The sequence below is a fragment of the Streptomyces sp. NPDC048566 genome, from assembly GCF_043199735.1.
Lineage (GTDB): Bacteria > Actinomycetota > Actinomycetes > Streptomycetales > Streptomycetaceae > Streptomyces.
On sequence record NZ_JBICWL010000012.1, the window covers coordinates 117,686 to 141,612 of the forward strand.

Below are 23,927 nucleotides of genomic sequence, written 5' to 3' on the forward strand. Positions count from 1 at the left end.
ATGATCGCGACGACACCCTCCTCCACGACCACCTCCACCCCCCAGCCGACCGCAACCGACCTCGACGTGGTCCCCGTCCGCCACTACGGACGCTGGGTCGCCGCGGCGGCGTCGATCCTGGCGCTCGTGGGACTGATCGGCTCCCTGGCGAAGAACGACAACCTGCACTGGGACGTCGTGGGCAGCTACCTCTTCGCCCCCCTGATCTTCGACGGCCTGGCCACGACCCTCTGGCTCACCGCCGCCGCCATGGCCCTCGGGCTCGGCCTCGGCACCCTCATCGCCGTGATGCGGCTGTCCACCAGCCCCGTCCTCTACGGCCTCGCGAACCTCTTCGTCTGGGTCTTCCGCGGCACCCCGCTCCTCGTCCAGATCATCTTCTGGGGCTACGCCGGGGCCCTGTACAAGAACGTCAAGATCGGGGTCCCCTTCACCGACGTCACCTTCTTCCAGGCCGAGACGAACACCCTGCTCACCCCCGCGATCGCGGCGCTGCTCGCGCTCGGCCTCAACGAGGCCGCGTACGCCTCCGAGATCGTCCGCGCCGGCATCCAGTCCGTCGACCACGGGCAAGCCGAGGCCGCTCACTCCCTGGGCATGCGGCCCGCCCTCACCATGCGGCGCATCGTCCTGCCCCAGGCCCTGCGCGTCATCATCCCGCCGATGGGCAACGAGACCATCAACATGCTCAAGATGACCGCCCTGGTCTCGGTCATCTCGGCACGTGACCTCATGTCGAACATCCAGGACGTGTACGCGCAGAACTACCAGGTCATCCCCATGCTGATCGTCGCCAGCCTCTGGTACCTCGCACTCGTCACCCTGCTCAGCATCCCCCAGGCGCGGCTGGAGCGCCGCTACGGCCGCGGCACCTCCGGCGGCCAGGTGACCCCGCTCCAGCGGATGCTGGCCGGGGCCACCGGACTGATCGGCAGGAACAGCAAGGAGAACGGCCGATGAACGTCCCCATGGTGCGCGCCGAGGGCGTGCGCAAGAGCTTCGGACGGCTGGAAGTCCTCAAGGGGATCGACCTCACGGTCGACCGCGGGCAGGTGTGCTGTCTCCTGGGCCCGTCGGGCTCCGGGAAGTCCACGCTGCTGCGCTGCGTCAACCACCTGGAGAAGGTCGACGGCGGCCGGCTCACCGTCGACGGCGAACTGGTCGGCTACCGGCAGCACGGCACGAAGCTGCACGAACTGCGCGAGCGGGAAGTGGCCGAACGGCGCCGCGACATCGGCATGGTCTTCCAGCGGTTCAACCTCTTCCCCCACATGACGGCGCTCGACAACATCGTCGAGGCTCCGGTCAAGGTGGGCCGGGTGCCGAAAGCGGCGGCCCGGGAGGAGGCGCGGCGCCTGCTGGAGCAGGTCGGTCTCGGCGACCGCGCCGAGCACTACCCGGCCCAGCTGTCCGGCGGCCAGCAGCAACGGGTCGCCATCGCGCGAGCCCTGGCGATGAGACCCAAACTCATGCTGTTCGACGAACCCACCTCCGCCCTCGACCCCGAACTCGTCGGCGACGTCCTGGACGTGATGCGCCGCCTGGCCGCCGACGGTATGACGATGGTCGTCGTCACCCACGAGATCGGCTTCGCCCGCGAGGTCGCCGACACCGCCGTCTTCATGGACCAGGGCGTCGTCGTCGAAGCGGGCGATCCCCGGCAGATCCTCGTCGACCCGGAGCAGGAGCGCACCCGCGCCTTCCTGTCCAAGGTCCTGTGAACGCGCCTCCCTGCCGGCTGTCCGGTGCGGAGCTGCTGAGCCGGGCGCGCGCCCGTCACGCCGCGTACCTCGCCGACCTCCGCGACCTGGTGTCGATCGACTCCGGTTCCTACAGCCCGGACGGCGTCAACAAGGTGGCCGACTGGGTCCAGGAGCGGCTGGCGCGCATCGGGTGCGAGGTCGAGCGGGTGAGCTTTCCCGCCGACCCGCGCTATCAGGCGGGTGATGCCCTCGTCGGCCGGAAGCAGGGCCGCCTCGACGCCGCCGCCGGCGGCCGCCGGATTCTCCTCGCCGCCCACATGGACACCGTCTTCGACGACGGCACCGCCGAAGCCCGCCCCTTCCACCTGCGCGAAGCCATCGCCTACGGCCCCGGCGTCAGCGACGACAAGGGCGGCCTCCTGGCCGGACTCACCGCCCTGGAGGTCCTGCAGGACGCCTCGGTCGAGGACTTCGCGGAGATCGTGTTCCTCGCCACCCCCGACGAGGAGATCGGCTCCCTGGTCAGCAGGCCGCTCATCGAACGGACCGCGCGGGGCGTGCACGTGGGCCTGGGTCTCGAATGCGCCCGGGAGAACGGGGACCTCGTCATCGCCCGCAAGGGTGTCGCCGACTTCCGGCTGACGGTCACGGGCCGGGCCGCGCACGCGGGCATCGAGCCGGAGCGCGGGGCCAACGCGGCCCTCGCAGCCGCCCACCTGACGGTGGCACTCCAGGGACTCAACGGGCACGGGGACGACGTCACCCTCAACGTGGGAGTCGTCCGCGCCGGCACCCGCCCCAACATCGTGTGCGCCGAGGCCGAACTGCACATCGAGGTCCGCGCCGCCACCGCGTCCGGAATGAGCGGTGCCATCGCGGCCATCCGGCAGGCGGCGGCCCGCCCCGCCGTGCCCGGCACCTCCGTCGCCGTCGAGCAGGTCGACCTGTGCCCCCCGATGGAGGACACGCCGGCCTCACGGCGCGTCTTCGAAGCGGCGCGCCGGGCCGCCTCCGGATACGGGATGCCGCTTGGCGCGGCGGCCACCGGCGGGGTCGGGGACGCCAACCTGATCGCCGGTGTGGGAGTGCCCACGCTCGACGGCCTCGGCCCCGTGGGCGGGGCCGACCACACCCCCGGCGAATGGCTCGACACCTCCACCGTCGCGCCGCGTGTCGCGATGCTGGCCGGCCTGATCGCGTCGCTCGGCAGGTCCGGCGACATCTCCTGACCCCGGCGCCGAACCCGGCCCGGCACGTTCCCCACCGCGGGCCCCGCCCCCGACCCCGTCATCGGGCCGGCACCCGCGCCATCACCCACCACACTCACGGAGGCACCATGCGCGCATACCCTCGACCGCCACGCCGCGTCGCCCTCGCCGCCGGCACCGCACTCGTCCTCGGCGTCCTGTCCGCCACCCCCGCGGCGCAGGCCGCACCCGCCCACGCCGGCCACGCCGGCTCGCTCGTCCTCGTGGGCGGCGCACTCAAGGAGGACAACAGCCGGGTCTACGGCGAGATCATCGATCGCGCCGGGGGACCGAAGGCCCGCATCGGGGTCATCACCGCCGCCTCGGTACCCGAGAGCCAGGACCCCGACGCCGGCGACCCGCAGCGGTGCAGCAACTCCGCCTGCAACGGCCGTTACTACGCGGACCTGTTCAAGCAGCACGGCGCCGCCGACGCCCAGTGGATCCCCATCGACCTCGACCACATCGCGAACGCCGACTCCGCCGACGTCGTCGCCCAGGTCGACTCCATGACCGGCTTCTTCTTCGGAGGCGGAGACCAGTACCGCTACGTCACCACGCTCCTGAACGGCGACCGGCACACCGACTCCAAGGTCCTCGCCGCGATCCGTGCCAAGCTCGCCCGGGGAGCCGTCGTCGCCGGGTCCTCCGCCGGCGCCCAGATCGCGTCCGGTCCCGACATGGTCAGCGGCGGCGAATCCTACGAAGCGCTGCGCGACGGCAGCAGCCCCGGCTACTTCGACGACGCCACCCGCCTCGGCTACATCCCGCGCGGAGGCTTCGGCTTCCTGCGCTCGGGACTGGTCGACACCCACACCGGCGCCTACGGACGCGAAGGCCGCGCCCTGCGACTGGCCGCCGACACCCACCACGACCGGGTCTACGCGTTGGAGGAGAACACCGCCCTCGTCGTCGACAACCCGGGCAGCCGGGACGAGCGCATGACGGTCCTGGGCACCAACGGCGTCGCCGTCCTGGACCTGCGGCGCGCGCATGCCCGGACCACTGCTGCGGGCTGGTCCCTGAGCAACGCCCGCTACACCTACCTCACCCAGGGCGACCACTACGCCGCCCGCACCGGAACCCCCCGTCCGGCCCCCGACAAGAGGCCCCTGACCCCGCACGACGCCACCTCGGTGCCGGCCAACACCGACGTCTTCTACTCGGCGGCCAACCCTGACGGCAGTCCCTACTCCTTGCGCACCACCACCCGCCAGCTCGCCGCCCGCCTTCAGACCAGGGCCACCGCGACCACCTACGAAAGCGGCCCCGGCTTCACCGTCACGCTCACCGAGCCGCACGGCTTCACGGCGTGGACCGACACCGCGAACACCCCGCAGACCCTGATCGGGCTGCGCGTCGACATCGCGCCGAAGTAGCCCTCGGCACCACTGTGTGGGGACGGCCCCGCCGTCCCCCCACAGCGCGCTTTCGGGCGCCCTCCGTAGGTGCGGTCGACCGTTGCCGGGTCGGTGTGGAAGCCGGGAGGCTTTAACTTGCATCTCATATGAAAGTTAAGGGTAGGGTGGGCTCATGAGGCTCACCAAGTCCACCGACCTCGCCCTGCGGGTCGTCATGTCCCTTGCCGTCATCGGCGAGGAGGAGTCGACCATCGCGAAGATCGCGGACGCGATGCAGGTGCCCTATTCCCACCTCGCCAAGGTCGCCGCCCAGTTGCAGCGCCTGGGGCTCGTCGAGTCGCGACGCGGTCGCGGCGGAGGACTGCGGATCACCGCGGCGGGGCTGCGGGCGTCGGTGGGCGGCCTGGTGAGGCGGTTGGAGGGCGAGGGGGACGTCGTGGACTGCGAGGGCGCGACGCCGTGCCCGCTCAACTCCTCCTGCCGGCTGCGGGGTGCGCTGCGACGGGCCCAGGAGGCCTTCTACGCGTCCCTCGACCCCTTGACCGTCGAAGACCTCACCCGGTCGCCGACCGGCCCCGTCCTGGTCGGCCTGGTGGCGGTCAACCCCTGACCGCAGGCGTGAATGGTCCATCCTCCGGCCCGGGTCGACGGGTCGGCGACGCTGCACTCAAATATGAGTGTCAGATGCATATTAATCTCCGAGGAGCACCGATGCTCAGCCCCACATCGTCCGCCGTCGTCAGCGCCACCCTTCCCGCGGTGGAAGGTGCACTCGGGGAGATCTCGGAGCGCTTCTACCGGCGGCTCTTCGACGCCCATCCCGAACTGCTGCGCAACCTGTTCAATCGAGGCAACCAGGCCGCCGGAACCCAGCAGCAGGCTCTCGCCGCCGCTCTCGCCGGATTCGCCCGCCTCCTCGTGCACCGGCCGCACAGCCGGCCTGACGCGATGCTCGACCGCATCGCCAACAAGCACGCGTCCATCGGGGTCACGGCCGGCCAGTATCCGATCGTCCACGACCACCTGACGGCCGCGATCGGCGAGGTGCTCGGAGGGGCGTTCACCGCTGAGGCCGCCGCGGCCTGGGACGACGTCTACTGGCTGATGGCGAACGCTCTCATCGGCATCGAGCGCCGCCTGTACGCCCAGCACGGCGTCCTCGTGGGGGACACCTGGAACGACTGGGTCGTCACGTCCCGTACAGCGGAGGCGCAGGACGTCGTCACGCTCGCACTCACCCCCGCCGACGGCCTCCGGCCGCCCTCCTTCCAGCCCGGGCAATACGTCTCGGTCCAAGTGCAACTCGCCGACGGGGCACGTCAGATACGCCAGTACAGCCTGTCGCGGGCGGCCGACGCGTCCGACGTCCGGTACATCACGGTGAAGCGCGTTCGCGGTGAGGGGCCGGACGGGGAAGTCTCCCACCACCTGCACGAACACGCGCACGCCGGCACCACGCTGCGACTCTCCGCCCCCTACGGCGACCTCACCGTCAAGGACACCACCGTTCCCCTGCTGCTCGCCTCGGCGGGAATCGGCTGCACCCCGCTGCACGCCATGCTGGAGCATCTGGTGGCGCGGCGGCACCGGGGGCCGGTCACGGTCGTGCACGGAGACCGCTCCCCGGCCCACCACCCGCTGCGGGAGCAGCAGAAGGACCTCGTACGTCGACTTCCCCACGGTGCGGCCCATTTCTGGTACGAGGACTCCCACGGGGCCGACGCCGGCGACCGCACCGGATTCGTGGACGTCGCACCGATCGCCCTGCCGGAGCGGACGCACGCGTACCTCTGCGGCCCCCTTCCCTTCATGAAGGCGGTCAGGGCCCAACTCCTCACCCGCGGCCTGTCCGCCGAGAACGTGCACTACGAGGTCTTCGGCCCCGACATGTGGCTCGGTCGGGAATCGGAGGTCGCCGTCTGAGGAAGCCGCTCGCCGTGAACACCTCGGTCCCGCCCGTTCGTCAAGGCCGACGCCGTGGTGCTTCCGGCGCGGCGTCCGGCTCCGGCATCGGTGCCCTCGCGTGGTGCGGCAGGTCCCGGCGGATGAAGTGCGGGAACGCAGTCGGCGCCCGGCGTCAGAGTCTGCGGGTGTGCCGGTCCAGCAGCGCGCGGAGCGCGTCCACGTCCTGCGGGTCCGGTACGCCGCGTTTGGGGAGCACGGTCAGGCAGGAGACGTTCTTGTCTCCACTGAGCAGGACGAAGGTGTCGGGGGTTTCGGCGTAGTGCGGGGCGGCGGTCCAGTTCACCTGGCTGGAGCCTCCCTCGTTGGCGACGCCGGCGCCGGAGTCGTCGACCCTGGCGCGGTAGGTCCCGTTCCGGGAGGCGATGGCGTGGAACTGGCGTGCCATGAGCCAGGGTTGAAGCACGAACACGACCGCGACGACCAGGCCGGCCATCACCAGCGACTGCGTGTCGGGGGCCTCCCCTTTCGCCAGCGGCACGGCCGCTGTCCCGACGAGCGCCGCGACCGCGATCACGGCCAACCGCTGTGTCCGCCGGGCGCGGCCGGACGCCTTGGCCCGCGCCTTGAGCGCCTGCTTCATGTCCTGGCGCGTCAGCTCGTACTCCAGCTCGACGTGCTCTCCGAGCGTGGCCTTCGCCTGCTCCTCCACGATCCCCCCTTGGACTCTTCGTGATCAAACGAGGTCAGGGTAGCGGGCGATGCGACCGCTCACGCTCGCGATATCCGTTCGGTCCGGTCACGACGTGGTCGCAGCGCTTTCCGATGCGTCGACCCGGCGTTGGCACGGTCACCGGTCACCGGTCATCGGTCACACCGGGCCGGAGGGACGCGCCGCCCCCGGTGGCCGTGGCGGCCAGGCCGTGGGGGAGAGGAGGCCGAGGACGTAGGCGCGGGCGACCAGTGCGGGGCGCGTCGGCGCCTCCAGGAGGAGGCGCAGCCGGCTCAGGTGGTAGTCCAGCGTCTGCCGCGACAGGTGCAGTTCCTCGGCGATGTCGGTGTTGCTGCGACCGGCCGCGAGGAGGGTGATGATGCGGAGTTGGGCGGGGGTCGGGGAGGGTTGGGTCTGCCGGCGACGGCCCAGGCGGGTGGCCACCGCCCACACGCCGGTCACGCCGGTCGCCGGCGCGCCGACGGCCGTCAGGTGGACGCGGGCCCGGCGCTGTGTGCCCTCTCCCGCGACGAGCACCGCGGAGGCGCGGGCGCTTCTGCGTCGCCCGCTCGTCAGATCGTGCCAGGCCCGGAACAGGTCGACGTGCTCGGATGGGTCGGAGAGGAACGCGTCGGCGCGGACGCCGGTCAGGTCGGAGAGGCGGACGCCGAGGACCTCCGCCGCGGCGATGCCCGCCTCGCTCACCCGTCCGTCCGGTGTCAGTCTGACGCAGGCCAGTCCGCTGTGGTCGCGGAGCGCGCGCAGGTCCGCTTCGGCCCGGTGCCGTTGGTCCGTCGCACGGACGTAGTCGGTCACGTCGACGTAGATGCCCGCGACGCAGCGTTCGCTGCCCCAGGCGGCCGGGAAGCGGTAGCCCGCGGCGTGGGCGCGGGACCCGTCGGGGCGGCGGTAGGTGAGGGTGTGCCGCACCGATTTGCCGTCGGTCAGCACCTGTCGGTCCATGGCGAGGAAGCGGTCGACGTCGGCGGGTTCGTCGATGTCGGACAGGTGGAGGCCTATCACCGCGTCGCGGGTCGTTCCGTACAGGTGGGCGTAGGCGTGGTTGGCCCACACGTAGCGGCCTGTGCGGTCGCGCATGAACGCGGCGGCGGGTGCGAGTTCGGCGAGGGCGACGAACGGGTTGTGGTCGGGTGGTCCGGCCGGATGAACCGGCCGCGTCCCGGACTCCGTCTTGCTCACGGCCCAACTCCTTCAAATTTGCACTATGTGACGTTTGGTGACGCTTCGCGTGTAAGCCGTAGCACCTCCCGGAGCAGGGGGCGCCGGTCACCCGTGCTGCCTGCACCAGCTGTGCGCTAGCGCATCACGAAACCTTCACTCGGCGCGAACCGCCCCTGCCAATAGGGCGTTTGCCTGAGTGATGAACCGACTGCGCTGGGTACAGGGCGAGTTCGGACTGGTTCGCTTGAGAGGAGGCGGACGGCGGGCATGGGTGTTTGCGGCGTCAACCGCCATGACTTCAAGGGAGATGGATTCGCATGAGCCAGGTGCTGTACGTGCATGCCAAGGGCGGCCCCCCGGTGGGCCATGCCCTGGCGCGGGTGGCCGCGAGGTCCACGGCGCATCTGCTGATGCTGAGCGAGTTGCCCGAGGGGGTGGCGGAGGATGCGGCACGGCTGTGCGCCTCGGTGGTCGCGCCGTCCGCAGCGGAGCAACGGGATCTCGTCGAGGTGATCACCGCCCGGGCGCGCGAGGTGGGGGCGGAGGCGGTTGTCACCTTCTCGGAGTACGCGGTGGTGGCGGTCGCCGAGGCGTGCCGGCGGCTCGGTCTGAGGGGGGCCGGGTCCGCCGCCGCTCTGGCCCGCGACAAGCGGCTGATGCGTGCCGCCTGGGAGCGCCGGGGTGTGCCGCAGCCCCGGTTCCGCGCCGTCGCGGGTCTCGCCGAACTGGAGCAGGCGACCCGTGAATTGTCATGTCCTCTACTATTGAAGTCCGCCTGGAGCGCCGGGTCGACCGCGCACCAGATCATCGACGAGCCCGCGCAGGCGCACCAGGCGTGGAGCCGATCGCGGCAGGTGATGGCGGAGTCGGCGCAACTCGGCTTCGCCGAACTGCACGTGCGGGGCGCGTCGGAGGACTTCATCGTCGAGGAGATCGTCTCCGGGCAGGCCGAGGAGTGGTTCGACGGCCCCGGCTGGGGCGACTACGTGAGCGTCGAAGGCGCCGTCGTCGACGGCGAGTTCCGGCCGGTGTGCCTGAGCGGACGCATGCCGACGGTGGCGCCGTTCACCGAGCGCGCCGGCATCACGCCGGCCGCGGTCGAAGGGGGAGCGCAGGACCGGATCGTGGAGCTGGCGCGGCGGGCCGTCGACGCGCTGGGGCTGGAGAACTGCGGCACCCACACCGAGATCAAACTCGGGGCGGACGGCCGGATGTGGGTCATCGAGACCGCCGCCCGCTTCGGCGGCGCCATGACCGTGCCCCAGATCGAAGAGGTCTTCGGCCTCGATCTGGTCGGCCTGTTCACCGACCAGCTGCTCGGCCGTGCGCCGGCCTGGCCCACGCGGGCGCTGACCCGCGCCGACGCCGGGCGCGCCGCGGGGTCGCTGGTGGTGCTCGCGGTCAACGGTGACGGCACCCCGTGGGAGCGCCGCGCCCGGTGGGACTCCTCGGCGGTGCTGCGCGCGGCGCCGGTCGGCGAGGACAGCACGCTGTCCGTGGTCCGGGAGAGCTCCTTGCCGGACGGCTCGCCGGTGCCCGTCTACGATCCCGCGGGCGGCGCCAACACCATGGCGGGGCTCTGCCTGTTGTCGGCCGACCGGCCGCAGAGCGTCGTCCGGGACTTCGCCGCCCTGGTGGACGCCCTGCCGGACATCCTGCCCGGCTACGCCGCCGAGGAGGTCCGCGCATGACGCTCGCGCAGGACACCTCGCGCGCCCCCGAAGCGGCGGGCGACGGCACCGCCGTCGGTGTCAACCTCTCGCTGCCGCTGTTCCGCACGCTCTCCGGCGTCCTCGCCGGACACCCGTACCTGAAGGTCGTGGTCGACCGGGCCGAGGACACCTGGCACGTACTGGACACCCGGGTGCACCCGTTCCACGTCGACTACATCGCCACGCGCGTCCTCGGCATGACACCGCAGCAGCTCGACGCGCAGCTCGACGCCTTCAACGCCTCCGTGTACATGGCGCCGGACCGACGCTTCCTGCTGGGCGTCCTGTCCCTGCACAGCGACCAGGACCCCGACGGCACCGACCGGCCCTTCCTCGTCCTGGAGACGACCGAGGCGGACACCATGCACGGCGCCCTGCTCCAGGAGTTCTACGACTACGTCCGCCACCGCGTCGACGGGCGCCTCCCCCTGCTCCTGAAGCCGGCGAACCACGGCCAGGAACACGAACTCGCCGCGATCGGCGACGCCCGCCTCCCGCGCATCCTGAGCCAGGACCTGTTCGGCACCCGCACCCGCACCTGCCTCAACCCGGGCGTGGCGCAGGGCCGTCTGCGGTACTTCCGCAGCGCCCGGGAGTACCGGTCCGCAGCCGCGGACCTCGGCTGGTCGGACATCGTCGCCATGGCAGGCCTGCCCGACGACGTGCCCCGGGTCGCCGGATTCGTCAACACCGCCCCCACGACACCGCTCTCGCACACCAACGTGCTGGCCTCGGGCTGGGGCATACCGAACGCGATCGTCCGGGACCTCGACGCTCTCGTCGAGCGGCACGCCCTGGACGGCGCGTGGGTGACGTACCGCGTGCGCGAGGACACCGTCACCCTGGAGCGGCTCAAGGCCGCCCCGGCACTGGAGCGGCCGGTCTGGGACACCCAGCGCATCCACATCGCGGCGCCCCTCATCGGGGACGCGCCCGTCCTGGACCTGCACCGGCTGCGCGTCGACGACCGCGACAGCCACGGCACCAAAGCGGCCCACCTCGGCGAACTGCACCACGTGCTGGACCGCCGCACCGCGGACCTGACCGCCTTCTACGCCCGCCCGCGTCCACCGCGGCCCGACCTGCTCGCCCACCTCGGAGCCCGCCTCGGCGAGCCCGGAGCCCCGCTGGCCCGCCTGCGGGCCCTGGCGGCCGAACGCGTGGCCGGAACGGTCCGGGCACCGCGGGGCGTCGCCCTGCCGTTCCACCTCCACCACCTCTACCTGACCTCATCGCCCGCCCTCCAGCAGGGCATCGGCAAGCTGAAGATGGCGCTGGAACTCGACGCGCTCGACATGATCGACTCCCTCTGCCTGGACCTCCAGCACCTGATGCGCGGCACGCCGGTACCCGAGGAAGTGGCGCGAGCCATCACCGGAGCGGTACCGCAGCTGCTGGCCGACGACCGCCGGCTCGTCGTGCGCTCCTCCTCCAACGCCGAGGACCTGCCCGGATTCTCGGCGGCGGGCATCTACGACTCGGTGACGACCGTGCGCGGTGCGCGGCAACTGCTGGACGCCGTGGTCCACGTCTGGGCCTCCCTGGTGTCACCGCGCAGCGTGCGGATGCGGCACGAGGTCGGCATCCCGCTGGACGACACCTACATGGGGGTGATCATCCAGGAGTACACGCCCGCCGACCTCGGGGGAGTCCTGGTGACCTGCAACCCGACCCGTCGGGAGGACTTCCGGAACGTGTACATCAACTGCACGCCCGGTTCCCCCGAACACGTCGTGGACGGAACGGTCCTGCCCCACCAGTACCTCTACAACACGGTCGAGGGCGGCGGCCGGACGGTCGCCGTCGGATCGTCGGGAACGGACCTGCCCCCCGACACGAGGGCGGCGCTGGCCCGGCTCGCCCTGGCGGGGCGGCTGCTGCAGTCGCACTTCGGCACGGACGACCCGGACGAGGCGCTGGACATCGAGTGGCTGATGACCGCGGAGGGGGCGTTCCACCTGGTCCAGGTCCGCCCGTACGCCCGATGAGGCGCCACCTTCCCGCGCGGTGGCGCCGGACGGACCACGGGGACCTGACGCCGGCCGCCCGCCGGGTGATCCGCCTCAACAACGGCTTCCAGCTGCTGTTCAACCTGCTGTGGTGGATGCCCGTCTTCTACGCCTACCAGCGCGACGCGGGCCTGTCCGACGGCCAGATCTTCGGCATCCAGAGCGTCTACTACATCGCCTTCTGCCTTTTCGAGATCCCCACCGGGCTCGTCGCCGACCGCATCGGCGCACGCAACTGCCTGTGGGCGGGCGCGGCGGTCATGACGGCTGCGAACCTGATGCCGGTGTTCTCGCCCTCCTACACGGGCTTCCTCCTCCACTTCCTCGCCATCGCCGCCGGCCGCTCCCTGACCTCGGGGGCGGCGAGCGCCTGTCTGTACGACGGGCTGCGGGCGGAGGGCGCCGACGCGCACTATCTCCGCGCGGAAGGGACGGCGCGTGCGCTGGGGCTCACCGCCAAGGTGGTCTGCTGGCCGCTCGTCGGGCCGCTGATGACGCTGGCTCCGCAGTCCCCGTACGTGCTGAGCGCGGTGAGCGCGGCGGGCTCGCTCGGATGCGCGCTCGCGCTGCCACGGGCCGTTCCGCGCGGCCCCCGCGAGGCGACGGACGGCTCCGGGCGACGCGGCACGGCGCTGCTGCGCGACACGGCAGCCGCGCTGAGGACGCTGCGCGCGTCACCGTGGCTCGTCCTGCTCATGGTGCAGGGCGTCGGCGTCTTCACGTTGTCGCGCATCTGCCAGGTCAACCTCTTCCAGCCGGTGCTCCTGCACCACGGCATCGCCGAGAGCAGCCACGGCACGGTGCTCGCGGCGATGACGGTCGCGGAGGCCGTAGCCTCGGCGCGCCCCCGGTGGCTGGGCTCCCGGATCTCCCCGACGGCCTGGGTGTCGCTGCTGAGTGTGGCGCTCGCGGCCACGCTGGCGGGCACCACGATCGGAGGCCCGTGGGCCGTCGCCGGTCTGCTGTGCGTGTTCGCCGCGCTCACCGGCTTCTGCTATCCGGTGCAGCGCAAACTGATCAACGACGCGATCCCCGAGGGCGCGCCGCGCGCCACCCTGCTGTCGGTGGAGAGCATCGTGGACCGCGGGGTGTGCGCACTGGCCGCGGTGGCCGCGGGCGCCTACCTGGCGGCGGACCGGCTGGACGCGCTGCTGTGGCAGTCGGCTGCCGTCACGTGCGTGCTCATTCTCCTCCTGCACGCGGCGCTGCGCCGGGTGCGCCGAGATCGACGGACAGAGCCTGCCGCCGGCGGGGCGAAGGGCGCCGAGCCGGAACCACGGCGGCCCGGCCGGCTACCGGAGCGGCAACCGGTCGCCCTGCCCGCCGACGAGGGAGCGGCGCCCCGACCCTGACCCGGAGCCCGAAGCGGGCCGGCAACTCGACAGACAATCGACATAGGCGATCTGCCCGCCGCAGCCCCCACGGGGTCCGCGGCGGGCAGCAGTCGCGTGCCGGGCCCGGCTCTGCGGTGATCACACTTTTCAACGACTTCGCGCGGCGTCCACAGACGTAAAGGGCTGTATGTCCCGCGTGAAGGCGCCGTGGGGTTGTTGTCATTTGTGATCCACCTGTATGGCGCGACCGCCGTCACCTGAGGTTCTCTCTGGGTGTCACCGCCAATTCAGATCCCTGCAAGGCGAATTGATGAGGCGTGGACGCTGTTCGCCGATTGTCATGCCCCTGCTTTGCCGGGGTGTGCCCTTCATGTAGCTCACACCGGCCGTCTTCGCACGGCCGGAAAAATCCCCCCACGGAACCGGAGCTCGCATGACCTCCCGCACCACACGTCACCACATCACCCTCGCGGCAGCCATCGCCACCGCCACCGCGGCCGCCCTGATGAGCACCCCACTCACGGCGTCTGCCGCACCCCGGCTCACCGCCGACTCCGCACGACCGTCGGCCGCGCCCGTCGCCCTGTCGGCCGCCGCGCGCACCGGCCTCATCCGGACCGCGCAGGCCGGGGTCGCCCGCACCGCCGAGGACATAGGCCTGGGCGCCAAGGAGAAGCTGGTCGTCAAGGATGTCGTCAAGGACGCCGACGGCGCCGTCCACACCCGCTACGAGCGCACCTACCAGGGCCTCCCGGTGCTCGGCGGCGACCTGATCGTGCACACGGCCGCCTCCGGCAGCACCCAGGGGGTGACCAGAGCGACGAAGGCCAAGCTGAAGCTCACCACGCTCACACCGCGGATCGCCGCGACCACGGCACAGAACCAGGCGCTGAGCCTCGCGAAGGACAAGGGCTCGGCGAAGGCCACCACCGACCGCGCCCCACGCAAGGTCGTCTGGGCGGCGAACGGTACACCCGTCCTCGCCTACGAGACCGTGATCGGCGGCCTCCAGGACGACGGCACCCCGAACCGGCTGCACGTCATCACCGACGCCACGACCGGCAAGAAGCTCTTCCAGTACCAGGGCATCGAGACGGGCGTCGGCAACACCCACTACAGCGGCAAGGTCGACCTGTCGACGGCCCAGTCGGGGTCGTCCTACACCCTCACCGACGACTCCCGCGGCGGCCACAAGACCTACGACCTCGACCACAAGCAGAGCGGCACCGGCACCCTGTTCACCCAGGACAACGACACCTGGGGCGACGGAACCACCACGAACGCCGCCACCGCCGCGGCCGACGCCGCCTACGGCGCGCAGACCACCTGGGACTTCTACAAGGACACCTTCGGCCGCAACGGCATCAAGAACGACGGCACGGCCGCCTACTCCCGCGTCCACTACGGCACCGCGTACGTGAACGCCTTCTGGGACGACAGCTGCTTCTGCATGACCTACGGAGACGGCACCGGCGACAGCGACCCGCTGACCTCGCTCGACGTCGCCGGCCACGAGATGAGCCACGGCGTCACCTCCAACACCGCGGGACTGGAGTACAGCGGTGAGTCGGGTGGCCTCAACGAGGCCACGAGCGACATCATGGGCACCGGCGTCGAGTTCGCAGCGAAGAACAGCACCGACCCGGGCGACTACCTCATCGGCGAGAAGATCGACATCAACGGCGACGGCAGCCCGCTGCGCTACATGGACAAGCCCAGCAAGGACGGCGGCTCCGCCGACTACTGGACTTCCTCCGTCGGCAATGAGGACGTCCACTACTCGTCGGGCGTCGCCAACCACTTCTTCTACCTGCTGTCCGAGGGCAGTGGCGCGAAGACCATCGGCGGCGTCGACTACGACTCGCCCACCAAGGACGGCTCCACCGTCACCGGCATCGGCCGGGACAAGGCCCTCCAGATCTGGTACAAGGCGCTGACGAGCTACTTCACGTCGACGACCGACTACGCCGGGGCCCGCACGGGCACACTGTCCGCTGCCGGTGACCTGTACGGCGCCGACAGCGCCGAGTACAAGGCGGTCGAGGCGGCCTGGACCGGGGTCGACGTGCACTGAGCCCACCGGCTCCAGCCAGCCTTCCATGCGAGGTGGCACCGGGCTCCTGCCCGGTGCCACCCCCGTGTCCGTACACCCGTCCGCAGCCCGACTTGAGCCGGCGTCCCGGGAGGTGGCATCCCGTCTCCACCGTACGGTGATGCTCGGCTCGCTGATGGCCCGACAGTTCCTGGACACGAGGGCCGACGTCGAGACGGGCGACCCGCCTGTCCTTCCCCGGGCCACGGGCACCCCCATCGAGGCGGTGGCAAACTGGCTCCGGACCGACTCCGTCGTGGGCACGGACCGCATCGCCGGAACGGGGCCGGGACAGGGGATCGGGCGCCGTCCGGAGGGGGTGGGCTGCCGGCCATACGCGTGACCGGTCTGGGCTTCCGCTTCACCGGCACCTCGGACGACTACGGGGCCTTGCTCCATCCGGTCGCGTGAGCGTAGGCGTCCAGCAGGTCCACCACGAAGATCAGGGTCGAGCCCGGCGGAATCAGCCGCGAGGGCGACTGGTCGCCGTATCCGAGACGCGGCGGCACGATGATCTCGCGCCGACCGCCCACTCGCATCCCTCTCACTCCCCGGTCCCAGCCCTTGATGACCTTGCCGCCACCCAGGGCGAACTTGAACGGCTCGCCCCGATCCCAGGAGGCGTCGAACTCCTCCCCGGACTCGAACGTCACCCCGACGTAGTGAACCCGGACCACCATGCCGGGTCTGACCTCGACCCCATCACCCACGATGAGGTCCCGGACGGTCAGTTCGGCAGGAGCCGCGCCTTCCGGCACGACGACCACGGGCTTGTCCACTTCGCTCATGTCGACCCCTTTTCCTTTCGCTGGTACCGGACACAGGCCGGCGATGTGCGGCGCGGGACATCGTTGACCTGCAAGAAGCGTCCCCGTAGACGTCCTTCAGGAGCTCGCCATGTCGCCGGCCGGACTCAACTCCGACCACCGGCTACCGCTACCTGCACGAAGGCATCAACGTTCTGGCCGAACACGCCCGGCATACGAGCCCTCGGCGAACGTGCAGCCGCCGACATCAAGCAACGCTGGCGCGCTCTGCAGCACGTCACTGTCAGCCCCAGCCGGATCGGTGACGTCGCCCGCGTCTCCCTCGCACTCAACCGAATCTGGAAGCGATCACCGCTGAGACAACGTCAGTGAGGTCTGGGGGTTGCGAAATTCAGGGCGTCCGGCGCGGACAGGAGCTTATGCTCCTCAGCCATGCACACTAACGCAGAGATAGTCGGTCTGGCTCTGGACCGGATCACGTCCGGATACGTCTTCCCTCAGCGAGTCGTGGAGATCGAGGGGGCGATCCGACGTCAGCTCGCTGCTGGGGCGTACGACACGCTGACCGGCCTCGCGCTCTGCGAGGCCGTGACCGCCCATCTGCAGGAGGTCTGCCCGGACAAGCACCTGAGACTGCTCTGGCAGGACGAGCCGCAGTCCACGGATCCGGCGGACGAGGACGAAGGCCGAGCGGCCTTCCTCGCAATGCTGAGGGCTGAGAACCAGGGCATCCACCGCTTCGAGCACCTCGAGGGCAACATTGGCCACCTCGACATCCGGCGGATCGCCGACGCCGGCGACGGCGCCCGCGCGATCGGTGCGGCCATGGAACTCGTCGCCCGCACCAGTGCGCTCATCCTCGATCTGCGTGAGTGCCGCGGTGGCTCACCTGAGGGCGCCGCCATGTGGTGTAGCTACTTCTTCCCTGACGACCAGGTGCACCTCAACGACATCTACGAGCGCTCCACCGGCTTCACTCGGCAGTACTGGACCGCCTCGCACCTGCCCGCGCCGCGCTACCTCGACCGCCCCGTGTATGTACTCACCAGTGCCATCACGTTCTCGGGAGGGGAGGACGTGGCGTACACCCTGCAGGCGCACGGGCGGGCCGTTCTCGTCGGCGAGACGACCCGGGGTGGTGCTCACCCGACCGCCCGGCACCCGGTGACGGAACACATCTCAGTCACCGTACCGACCGCCCGGACGATCAGCACCGTCACGAGGACCAACTGGGAGGGCGTGGGCGTGGTGCCGGACCTCGCCGCCCCCTCTGATCAGGCGCTCGAGGCGGCACGCAAGGACGCACTGCGGCGCGCTGCGTAGCTGTTCCGAGCAACCGCAACCGGGGCGCTGCGCTTGGCATTTCGTGAAGAGGGCCTCAGTGGCCCAACTTCTGCCGAGCTCCGAAGTGTCATCGACAGGGTGGGTAAGGGGCAACTCCACGACGTCCGTGGCATCGCGGCCACTCTGAGGAGCCATTGATGGGAGCGCAACGAATGAATATCGAGCAGCTCATGGAGAAGTTGGGCCGCTCCGGCATCACCGTGATTCTTAAGGTGGATGACGAGAGGATGGCGGAAGGCGGCGAGCCCTGGACTTTGGTGATGTCGGGTCCTGGCCTAGGGCCCGAAGGGCTCGTTCGCGCTGAATCTTCCAGCCTAAGCGACTGCCTTGAGCAGGGAATCATCCGGCTGCGTTCCCGACCCGGCGACTGGGAGTGGCTGGCGTACATGTCTTAGCCATTGAAGCGGCGTCCTCCCGAATCCTTCGGGAGGGCCTCCGGGTATTGGTATGCCCTGAACGCGGCTGCCGAGTACGCCGCGAGCGTCAGCCGATGGAACGGCGACGCGCCCGCAGCAGGCGAACGCCTTTCACTCCGTACGCGGTCGTCACGAGGACGAAGCCGGCCAACCCGAGCCAGAACCAGGACTCCGCCAGCTTCAGCGTCAGCCCGAAGCCACCGAAAGCCAGCAGACTGCCCACGGCGTCCAGGAGATCCAAGCGCGCAGAAGAGCGGACGACGGGATCCGAGGCACGCAGTCGGCCGCTGATGGGAACAAGGGCGATGGCCTGCAGGGACGCAACGCCGATCATGATCCATACGGACCAGTGGGGAACGTCGTGGGGTATGTCCACGCCATGCACTGTAGCGTCGGAGCCGTCCCGGACAGCCCCGTTCACCGGGCTGAGCCCACGCTGTTTCGCGAGCTGGTGACGGCTCTGCGCCGCGAGACTGCGGCCAAGGAGCATCGCGGGCGCCCCCTGGGGGCTGCCGCTGGAGGACCGCATCCTGTTGGTCGTCGCCTACTGGCGCACGAACTTGACGATGCGCCAGCTCGCCCCGCTGCTCGGCATCTCGAAGTCGGTGGTCGACCGGATCATCGACCACCTCGGACCCAAGCTCGCGCTCCGGCCGCGCAAGCGGTTCGCGAAGGACGCCGTGCTCATCGTGGACGGCACCCTGATCCCCACCCGGGACCGCACGAACGCCGAGCATGGCGTGGTGAACGTCGTCGCGCCTTGAGTCGGCAAGCGGACCTGCTCGTAGGCGGTCATGGCGAGGAACGTGGGGGCGCGGCCGTAGGACTTCATGCCGACGAGGCAGACGCCCTGTTCGGAGTGGGAGAGTTCGCCGCGGCCGTGAGGGGGGTGCCGCAGGAGTGCTGCTTGGGGTCGATCGGCGGCGCGAGCTCGACGGGAGCCTGGAGGCGTTCGGCGAGCCCGAGGCGGATCTCGGGCTGGAACGACAGGACGGGGCGGAAGGCGGTCAGGACCAGGCGACCGTCGCCGTCACCGATCGCCGCGGTGCGGAAGCCCGTGACGGCGTGCGTGTGACCCTGGTCGACGGCGGCCCCGGCGGGGCGCCGCTTGCCGGTCCGCTTCTGCGCCGCCGTAGGTGGAACCGGAGATGCGGCGGCGCAGGATCCATCCGCTCTTCGTGCCGCTCCCGTCCTCGGCTCGGTCCAGGTCGGCGAGGTCGGCGAGGTTGGCGAGCGCGGTGAAGGCGGAGGCGCCGGAGCCGACGACGGCGTGCGCTTGCCCGCGTAGCGGGCGCGGACGGCCGGGTCCTGCAGGTCGGGAAAGCGGTAGGTGACGCGGTCGATCGCCGCGCGCTCGCCCAGGACGGCGAGTCCGTTGCCGCCGGCGGGGCCGGGGGTGTGCCAGGTGCCGGAGGCGTCGATGACCGCGCGGGCGGCAGTCGCTCCTCGCCGCCGTCGGCGTAGGCGACGTGGACGACGAACGGCTGCCGTTGGCCTCGGCGGTGCGTAGTCCGTCGTACGTCAGCTCGCGCTGGAGGTCGCGTTGGAGTTCGCCGGCGGCGGCGAGGATCTGCACCATGAACTTCACGGTGGACACCAGCTCGCCCGTGCGCGGATGGCGGGCGGTGAGGTCCATGGCGGAGAACGCGCCATCGTGGATGCGCAGGGCGAGCTGGTCGCGGTGCACGACTTCGAGGACATCGAGGATGTGCTGATTGCCGTGCACGAGGCGCTGCATCTCGGACGTGTGCACGGTGTCGCCCCGCTGCACGTAGGTGAGCAGCTTGCCGAACTTCGGCTGCTGGAGGGGTGGAGGCGGCTGGAGGTGCCCGGGTCCTCCTCGAAGACGACCGGGTCCTCGATCCCGGCCTCGGGCGAGGGCGAGGTCTTGGCGGGCGATGGACTGCTGGTCGGTCGACACCCGCTTGTAGACGAGATTGGCCACGCTGTTCCCTCGCTTCCGCCGCCGCATCGGCCCGCGGGTGTCATCGACCCTGTCGTCGGCCGCCATCGGATCTCATCGGAACGAAGCCGCCGTCGGGCCCCGGAATCACCGGGTTCATTGGACGCCCGTCGCCCCTGTCGTCATTTGATCGTCTTATGGCAGGGGAGACGAGGAAGTGGAAAGTCGCCGCGCAGCCCCCTACCCCGAAGGACCTTCGAACTCGCGACCGGTTGGCGGTTTTGCGTTCCCTGGCCTGGGGGTCTGCTGTGGCCGGATTCACTCCACCCGATCCGGACGCTGTGTGTGCATGTGACCACTTTGGGTAACGTCGGCATGTCTGCTGATCTTGGGCATCAGCGTTGAGTGAGAGGTACCCATGAAGAAGAACTGGCTCATCTGGAGCACTGCCGGCCTGGTTCTCGGCGGAGCGGCGACCGTGGGCGCTACCACCGTGCAGGCCGCTGCCCCAGCCATCACGGTGGTGAGGAGTGCCGAATCCTCGCCTGGTGGCAACGCGATTGCTACCTGTCCGTCCGGGAGCATGGTGATCGGCGGCGGTTACCAGGGCAATGGCGTCTTCGCCAACGGCGGCACCGTCTACGACATGGTCGAGGCGAACACGCCGACCGGCGACGGCAACGGCTGGGGTGCCCGCTTCCACTCCGGCCGTGCCATCGCCACCGCGATCTGTAAGAGCGGAGCATCCGTCACCGTGGCGAAGAGTGCCCAGTCCGCAGCGGGCGAGAACGCGATTGCTACCTGTCCGTCCGGGAGCAAGGTGATCGGCGGCGGCTACCAGGGCAATGGCGTCTTCGCCAACGGCGGCACCGCTTACGACATGGTCGAGGCGAACACGCCGACTGGCGACGGCAACGGCTGGGGTGCCCGCTTCCACTCCGGCCGTGCCATCGCCGCCGCGATCTGCTCCACCTCCTGACCAGGCGGATGAGATGACCGCCTAGTTGTTCTGTCCGGCGCCGTCGTCCTCGTCCAGCCCCGGCGCGTCCGGGTCGCGCAGCGGGCGCAGGGCGCCGGCGGCGGGGGTGGAGGCGGTGAAGCTGTAGCGGTCTAGCATCTTCAGGTTGCGGTGCGTGAGCGGAGACAGGCGGGCGATGTCCTCGTCGCGGATCTCGTGGCCCTCGGCCCGGAGCTGGGCTACGGCGGCGGCGATGTACTTCGTGGTCCAGAGCACGATGGCGTTGAGGGCCAGGCCGAGCGTGCCGAGCTGGTCCTCAACGCCGTCGCGGTACGCCTGGTGGATGGTTGCGCGCTTGCCGTGGCACACGTCGCGGGCGAGCTTGTGACGGCATTTCTGCACGGTGAGTTGCCGGTTCATCTGCCGGCGTAGGTCTCGTCCACCGGGTCGACCACTCGCAGGTGCCGTTTCACCGAACCCCAGCAGCGAAGTGGATCACTGCGCCAGACGTCCATGATCGCTGTCACCGATAGCCGCTGTACCGCTATTCCCCGAGGTCGGATTCGGTCCCGGCCCGCCCGTGAGACGCCGGTGACCTGTGCGCCGGTGCGTACTCGTCTGCCGAGGACGTCGGCGAGCGGCTGCCGGTACCGGCCGGCCCTTTCGCTGCCGGAGGGATGGGTCGCGGAGTCCGGCCGCGCCCAGCCGGTGGCGGAGAGGAGCCTTTCGGCGGCCGGGTCGACCACCTCGTTCCGGGTGGAGAACAGCCGTACGTGCGACCACTCGCCCACAGCGGCTCCGGCGGCCGGGCCGGATTCGAGAAGCAGGGGCTCGATGCCGCGTTTGAGCAGGTGGGCGGCAGCGGCCGGCCCGATGGGATCGTGGACCGTGTCGCCCGGCACCGCGCTCGCGCATCTCGCGCACCGGCGACGGACCCCCCGAGCTGGTTCGACGTGTGTCAACATAGACGCATGTCGCATGCGAAGGTGCTGCCCCTGCTTGAGCCCGCCGAAGGTCAGGGTGTGGTGCCGTGCTGCCCGCCGGTGACGGAACGCCCCATGACCGCCGACGAGGCCGAGACCGCCGCGCGGATGTTCAAGGCACTCGGTGACCCCGTCCGCCTTCGGCTGTTTTCGGCCGTGGCCTCGCACGAGGGCGGCGAGGCCTGCGTGTGCGACATCTCCGACGTCGGCGTCTCCCAGCCCACCGTCTCCCACCACCTGAAGAAGCTCAAGGAGGCCGGGCTGCTCACCTCCGAGCGACGCGGCACCTGGGTCTACTACCGCGTGGAGCCGTCCGTGCTCGCCGCCATGGGGCAACTGCTGGTGGGAGCACCGGCTGCGGCATGACCCCCGCGGGCGCCCGTCGACACGGCCGGACCACGTGGAGCTTCGCGCCACCAGGTGGGCGGGATGGTGCCGGTGAGGCGGTCCACCCCGCGCCTACCTGAGCAGGTCGGCGACCTCGCGGACGGCGTCCCGGGCGGTCCGGCCGACGCCGATCAGGGTTGCCGAGGCAGGGCCGGTCCAGTCGCCGTAGCCGAGCAGGTGCAGCCGCGGCTCGTGTCGGGCGCGGGTGCCGTCGGTGGGGATGCGGCCGCGCGGTCCGCGCAGGTCCAGCGGGGCGAGGTGCGACAGAGCGGGACGGAAGCCGGTGCACCAGATGACCGCATCCGCGCCTGCCTCGCTGCCGTCGGTCCACCGGACGCCGGCGGCGGTCAGCCGGGAGAACATCGTCCTCACCTGAAGGAGTCCGGCGTCGCGGGCGGCGCGTACAGGCGGTACCGCCACGATGTCGCCGAGCGATGCCACTCCGCCCGTGTCGTCTCGGCCCGCGTCAAGGGCGCGCCGGCGGGCGGTGGCGACGTCGAACAGGGCACGGCCGTCGATGTGGTCGGGCAGGAACCGCGGTGGGCGCCGGGTCGCCCACGTCACGCCGACCCGTCCGTCCAAGGCCAAGTCGGCTGCGATCTGAGCACCGGAGTTGCCACCGCCGACGACGACGACCCGCTGCTCGGTGAAGTCGGCCGGCCGGCGATAGTCCACCGTGTGCAGTTGCCGGCCGGTGAAGACGGATCGGCCCGGGACGGCCGGGAGGAAGGGCCGCGACCAGCTGCCGGTGGCGCTGATGACCGCGCGGGCCCGCCAGGTGCCGGTGTCGGCCTCGACCAGAAGCTCGTCGCCGTGACGGCGAACGGCCCGCACGCGGGTGCCCTGCCGGACGGGCAGGTCGTAGCGCTTTGCGTAGTCGGCGAGATAGCCCACGACGTGCCCGGCGCCCGGGTACGTCCGGCCGGGCTGGGCCGGCATGAGGCGGCCGGGCAGCGAGGAGTGCTCCGCCGGGGAGAACAGGTGCAGCGAGTCCCACATGTGCTGCCAGGACCCGCCCGGTGCCGTCGCGGCGTCCAGGATCACGAAGCCGAGGCCCTGGCGCCGCAGGTGGTAACCGGCGGCGAACCCGGCCTGGCCGCCACCGATCACCACCACCGGGGACGTGTGCGTCACCCGGCGGCTTTCCGGCCCGGCATGAAGATGAGCGCCACCAGCGCAAGTCCGACCACGGCACCGACGAGCTGCACGCCGACGAAGCCCGCGACCGAGCCGGGGGCGATGCCCGCGAACGTGTCGGTGAAGGCGCGGCCGATGGTTACGGCGGGGTTGGCGAACGACGTCGAGGAGGTGAACCAGTACGCCGCGCCGATGTACGAGGCGACCGCGACGGGTGCGAAGCGAAGCCGGTCGGTGCGGGCCAGGCCGAAGACGAGCAGGATCAGGCCGGCGGTGGCGACGACCTCGCCGAGCAGCAGGTGCCCGGCGGACCGGTCGTGGGTGGACCACTTCACCAGCGGTTCGCCGAACATGGCATCGGCCAGGATCGCGCCCGCGACGGCCCCGACGATTTGGGCCGGAACGTAGGCTGCTGCCTCGCGGGCCGAGACGCCCGCGCCGCCGCGGCGGGCGGTCCACCATTCGGCGAGGGTCACGACGGGGTTGAAGTGCGCGCCGGAGACCGGGCCGAGCAGGGTGATCAGCACGCCGAGGCCGAAGACGGTGGCAGTGGAGTTGGCCAGCAGTTGCAGGCCGACATCCTGGGTCAGTTCGGTGGCCTGGATGCCGGAGCCGACGACGACGGCGACGAGCGCCGCGGTGCCGACCAGTTCGGCCGCGGCCTTGGCCGGCAGCGGAGGGCTCTGCGGCGGAGTGGCTCCCGGGGCGGGCTGCGGGTCGCCGGCGGCCGCCATGGCGAATTCCTCGGGCCCGTGGTGCTCGGCGGTCTCGATGGCGG

The 23,927-nt window shown here is 70.9% G+C and carries 20 protein-coding genes and 5 pseudogenes; 15 read left to right on the top strand and 10 right to left on the bottom strand.

The window, feature by feature from the left end; all coding sequences use genetic code 11:
- From ACGFS9_RS19880 to ACGFS9_RS19905, 6 genes are all read left to right on the top strand, one after another.
- The gene (locus tag ACGFS9_RS19880; protein ID WP_393254835.1) at positions 1-960 is read left to right on the top strand and encodes an amino acid ABC transporter permease; all 960 of its coding nucleotides are present in this window, start codon (positions 1-3) and stop codon (positions 958-960) included.
- Positions 957-1,721 carry an amino acid ABC transporter ATP-binding protein gene (locus ACGFS9_RS19885; protein WP_393254837.1) on the top strand — a complete coding sequence of 255 codons (765 nt, stop codon included), beginning with the start codon at positions 957-959 and terminating at the stop codon, positions 1,719-1,721. The genes ACGFS9_RS19880 and ACGFS9_RS19885 overlap by 4 nt, the downstream gene beginning before the upstream one ends.
- Positions 1,718-2,932, top strand: coding sequence for a M20 family metallopeptidase (locus tag ACGFS9_RS19890; protein WP_393254838.1), 1,215 nt, complete (start codon positions 1,718-1,720; stop codon positions 2,930-2,932). The genes ACGFS9_RS19885 and ACGFS9_RS19890 overlap by 4 nt, the downstream gene beginning before the upstream one ends.
- A gap of 107 nt (positions 2,933-3,039) precedes the next feature.
- Positions 3,040-4,329: a cyanophycinase gene (locus tag ACGFS9_RS19895; RefSeq protein WP_393254840.1), complete on the top strand. Its 1,290-nt coding sequence runs from the start codon at positions 3,040-3,042 to the stop codon at positions 4,327-4,329.
- A gap of 154 nt (positions 4,330-4,483) precedes the next feature.
- On the top strand, positions 4,484-4,921 hold the full coding sequence (locus ACGFS9_RS19900) for an RrF2 family transcriptional regulator (RefSeq protein WP_393254841.1): 438 nt from the start codon (positions 4,484-4,486) through the stop codon (positions 4,919-4,921).
- A 101-nt stretch (positions 4,922-5,022) separates the two neighbouring features.
- Positions 5,023-6,234, top strand: coding sequence for a globin domain-containing protein (locus ACGFS9_RS19905; protein ID WP_393254843.1), 1,212 nt, complete (start codon positions 5,023-5,025; stop codon positions 6,232-6,234).
- Between the two features lie 154 nt (positions 6,235-6,388).
- Here the strand turns inward: ACGFS9_RS19905 and ACGFS9_RS19910 are convergent, their stop codons facing one another.
- Together ACGFS9_RS19910 and ACGFS9_RS19915 are read right to left on the bottom strand one after the other, a co-directional pair.
- Positions 6,389-6,925, bottom strand: a complete 537-nt coding sequence (locus tag ACGFS9_RS19910) for a YcxB family protein (protein WP_393254845.1) — start codon at positions 6,923-6,925, stop codon at positions 6,389-6,391.
- Positions 6,926-7,084: 159 nt separating this feature from the next.
- The gene (locus ACGFS9_RS19915) at positions 7,085-8,125 is read right to left on the bottom strand and encodes a helix-turn-helix transcriptional regulator (RefSeq protein WP_393254847.1); all 1,041 of its coding nucleotides are present in this window, start codon (positions 8,123-8,125) and stop codon (positions 7,085-7,087) included.
- 299 nt (positions 8,126-8,424) lie between these two features.
- Here ACGFS9_RS19915 and ACGFS9_RS19920 point away from each other — a divergent pair, with 299 nt between their 5' ends.
- The 4 genes from ACGFS9_RS19920 to ACGFS9_RS19935 all read left to right on the top strand — a co-directional run bounded on the left by ACGFS9_RS19920 (position 8,425) and on the right by ACGFS9_RS19935 (position 15,236).
- Positions 8,425-9,798 (top strand): acetyl-CoA carboxylase biotin carboxylase subunit family protein, encoded by a 1,374-nt coding sequence (locus ACGFS9_RS19920; RefSeq protein WP_393254849.1) that lies wholly within the window; start codon positions 8,425-8,427, stop codon positions 9,796-9,798.
- Complete coding sequence (locus ACGFS9_RS19925) at positions 9,795-11,807, top strand: PEP/pyruvate-binding domain-containing protein (RefSeq protein WP_393254850.1); 2,013 nt, start codon at positions 9,795-9,797, stop codon at positions 11,805-11,807. Before ACGFS9_RS19920 ends, ACGFS9_RS19925 begins: the two co-directional genes overlap by 4 nt.
- Positions 11,804-13,180 (top strand): MFS transporter, encoded by a 1,377-nt coding sequence (locus tag ACGFS9_RS19930; RefSeq protein ID WP_393254852.1) that lies wholly within the window; start codon positions 11,804-11,806, stop codon positions 13,178-13,180. The genes ACGFS9_RS19925 and ACGFS9_RS19930 overlap by 4 nt, the downstream gene beginning before the upstream one ends.
- Positions 13,181-13,595: 415 nt before the next feature.
- On the top strand, positions 13,596-15,236 hold the full coding sequence (locus tag ACGFS9_RS19935) for a M4 family metallopeptidase (RefSeq protein WP_393254854.1): 1,641 nt from the start codon (positions 13,596-13,598) through the stop codon (positions 15,234-15,236).
- 398 nt (positions 15,237-15,634) lie between these two features.
- Here the strand turns inward: ACGFS9_RS19935 and ACGFS9_RS19940 are convergent, their stop codons facing one another.
- Entirely contained in the window at positions 15,635-16,042 is a 408-nt protein-coding gene (locus tag ACGFS9_RS19940) for an FKBP-type peptidyl-prolyl cis-trans isomerase (RefSeq protein ID WP_393254856.1), read from the bottom strand.
- Positions 16,043-16,453: 411 nt separating this feature from the next.
- Here ACGFS9_RS19940 and ACGFS9_RS19945 point away from each other — a divergent pair, with 411 nt between their 5' ends.
- A complete protein-coding gene (locus tag ACGFS9_RS19945) occupies positions 16,454-17,344 on the top strand; it encodes a S41 family peptidase (protein WP_393254857.1) in 891 nt (296 codons plus the stop codon).
- Between the two features lie 173 nt (positions 17,345-17,517).
- Entirely contained in the window at positions 17,518-17,760 is a 243-nt protein-coding gene (locus ACGFS9_RS19950) for a hypothetical protein (RefSeq protein ID WP_393254858.1), read from the top strand.
- A gap of 88 nt (positions 17,761-17,848) precedes the next feature.
- On the opposite strand, the gene ACGFS9_RS19955 is transcribed toward ACGFS9_RS19950, so the two are convergent.
- Positions 17,849-18,157 (bottom strand): hypothetical protein, encoded by a 309-nt coding sequence (locus ACGFS9_RS19955; RefSeq protein ID WP_393254860.1) that lies wholly within the window; start codon positions 18,155-18,157, stop codon positions 17,849-17,851.
- Between ACGFS9_RS19955 and ACGFS9_RS19960 the strand changes: the two are divergent.
- A pseudogene (locus ACGFS9_RS19960) lies at positions 18,150-18,515 on the top strand (transposase family protein); the annotation flags it as partial. The gene ACGFS9_RS19955 and the pseudogene ACGFS9_RS19960 sit on opposite strands and share 8 nt — an antisense overlap.
- A gap of 38 nt (positions 18,516-18,553) precedes the next feature.
- On the opposite strand, the pseudogene ACGFS9_RS19965 reads toward ACGFS9_RS19960, so the two are convergent.
- Both ACGFS9_RS19965 and ACGFS9_RS19970 read right to left on the bottom strand, forming a co-directional pair.
- Positions 18,554-19,313: pseudogene (locus ACGFS9_RS19965) on the bottom strand (flavoprotein); the annotation flags it as partial.
- Between the two features lie 11 nt (positions 19,314-19,324).
- Positions 19,325-19,792: pseudogene (locus tag ACGFS9_RS19970) on the bottom strand (hypothetical protein); the annotation flags it as partial.
- Between the two features lie 310 nt (positions 19,793-20,102).
- On the opposite strand from ACGFS9_RS19970, the gene ACGFS9_RS19975 reads away from it, so the two are divergent.
- Entirely contained in the window at positions 20,103-20,663 is a 561-nt protein-coding gene (locus ACGFS9_RS19975; RefSeq protein WP_393254861.1) for a hypothetical protein, read from the top strand.
- Positions 20,664-20,684: 21 nt separating this feature from the next.
- On the opposite strand, the pseudogene ACGFS9_RS19980 reads toward ACGFS9_RS19975, so the two are convergent.
- Both ACGFS9_RS19980 and ACGFS9_RS19985 read right to left on the bottom strand, forming a co-directional pair.
- A pseudogene (locus ACGFS9_RS19980) lies at positions 20,685-21,103 on the bottom strand (Tn3 family transposase); the annotation flags it as partial.
- Positions 21,104-21,202: 99 nt separating this feature from the next.
- A pseudogene (locus ACGFS9_RS19985) lies at positions 21,203-21,544 on the bottom strand (flavoprotein); the annotation flags it as partial.
- Between the two features lie 69 nt (positions 21,545-21,613).
- On the opposite strand from ACGFS9_RS19985, the gene ACGFS9_RS19990 reads away from it, so the two are divergent.
- On the top strand, positions 21,614-21,991 hold the full coding sequence (locus ACGFS9_RS19990; protein WP_393254863.1) for an ArsR/SmtB family transcription factor: 378 nt from the start codon (positions 21,614-21,616) through the stop codon (positions 21,989-21,991).
- A gap of 93 nt (positions 21,992-22,084) precedes the next feature.
- On the opposite strand, the gene ACGFS9_RS19995 is transcribed toward ACGFS9_RS19990, so the two are convergent.
- Both ACGFS9_RS19995 and ACGFS9_RS20000 read right to left on the bottom strand, forming a co-directional pair.
- Positions 22,085-23,146 (bottom strand): ArsO family NAD(P)H-dependent flavin-containing monooxygenase, encoded by a 1,062-nt coding sequence (locus tag ACGFS9_RS19995; protein WP_393254865.1) that lies wholly within the window; start codon positions 23,144-23,146, stop codon positions 22,085-22,087.
- Entirely contained in the window at positions 23,143-23,883 is a 741-nt protein-coding gene (locus ACGFS9_RS20000; protein WP_393254940.1) for an aquaporin, read from the bottom strand. Before ACGFS9_RS20000 ends, ACGFS9_RS19995 begins: the two co-directional genes overlap by 4 nt.
- Between the last annotated feature and the right edge of the window lie 44 nt (positions 23,884-23,927).

Coding starts and splice junctions, on each gene's coding strand:
- ACGFS9_RS19935 (WP_393254854.1), top strand. CDS start 13,596: ATGACCTCCCGCACCACACGTCACCACATCACCCTCGCGGCAGCCATC.
- ACGFS9_RS19950 (WP_393254858.1), top strand. CDS start 17,518: ATGAATATCGAGCAGCTCATGGAGAAGTTGGGCCGCTCCGGCATCACC.
- ACGFS9_RS19975 (WP_393254861.1), top strand. CDS start 20,103: ATGAAGAAGAACTGGCTCATCTGGAGCACTGCCGGCCTGGTTCTCGGC.
- ACGFS9_RS19990 (WP_393254863.1), top strand. CDS start 21,614: ATGTCGCATGCGAAGGTGCTGCCCCTGCTTGAGCCCGCCGAAGGTCAG.
- ACGFS9_RS19905 (WP_393254843.1), top strand. CDS start 5,023: ATGCTCAGCCCCACATCGTCCGCCGTCGTCAGCGCCACCCTTCCCGCG.
- ACGFS9_RS19940 (WP_393254856.1), bottom strand. CDS start 16,042: ATGAGCGAAGTGGACAAGCCCGTGGTCGTCGTGCCGGAAGGCGCGGCT.
- ACGFS9_RS20000 (WP_393254940.1), bottom strand. CDS start 23,883: ATGGCGGCCGCCGGCGACCCGCAGCCCGCCCCGGGAGCCACTCCGCCG.
- ACGFS9_RS19900 (WP_393254841.1), top strand. CDS start 4,484: ATGAGGCTCACCAAGTCCACCGACCTCGCCCTGCGGGTCGTCATGTCC.
- ACGFS9_RS19945 (WP_393254857.1), top strand. CDS start 16,454: ATGCACACTAACGCAGAGATAGTCGGTCTGGCTCTGGACCGGATCACG.
- ACGFS9_RS19930 (WP_393254852.1), top strand. CDS start 11,804: ATGAGGCGCCACCTTCCCGCGCGGTGGCGCCGGACGGACCACGGGGAC.
- ACGFS9_RS19925 (WP_393254850.1), top strand. CDS start 9,795: ATGACGCTCGCGCAGGACACCTCGCGCGCCCCCGAAGCGGCGGGCGAC.
- ACGFS9_RS19920 (WP_393254849.1), top strand. CDS start 8,425: ATGAGCCAGGTGCTGTACGTGCATGCCAAGGGCGGCCCCCCGGTGGGC.
- ACGFS9_RS19885 (WP_393254837.1), top strand. CDS start 957: ATGAACGTCCCCATGGTGCGCGCCGAGGGCGTGCGCAAGAGCTTCGGA.
- ACGFS9_RS19895 (WP_393254840.1), top strand. CDS start 3,040: ATGCGCGCATACCCTCGACCGCCACGCCGCGTCGCCCTCGCCGCCGGC.
- ACGFS9_RS19880 (WP_393254835.1), top strand. CDS start 1: ATGATCGCGACGACACCCTCCTCCACGACCACCTCCACCCCCCAGCCG.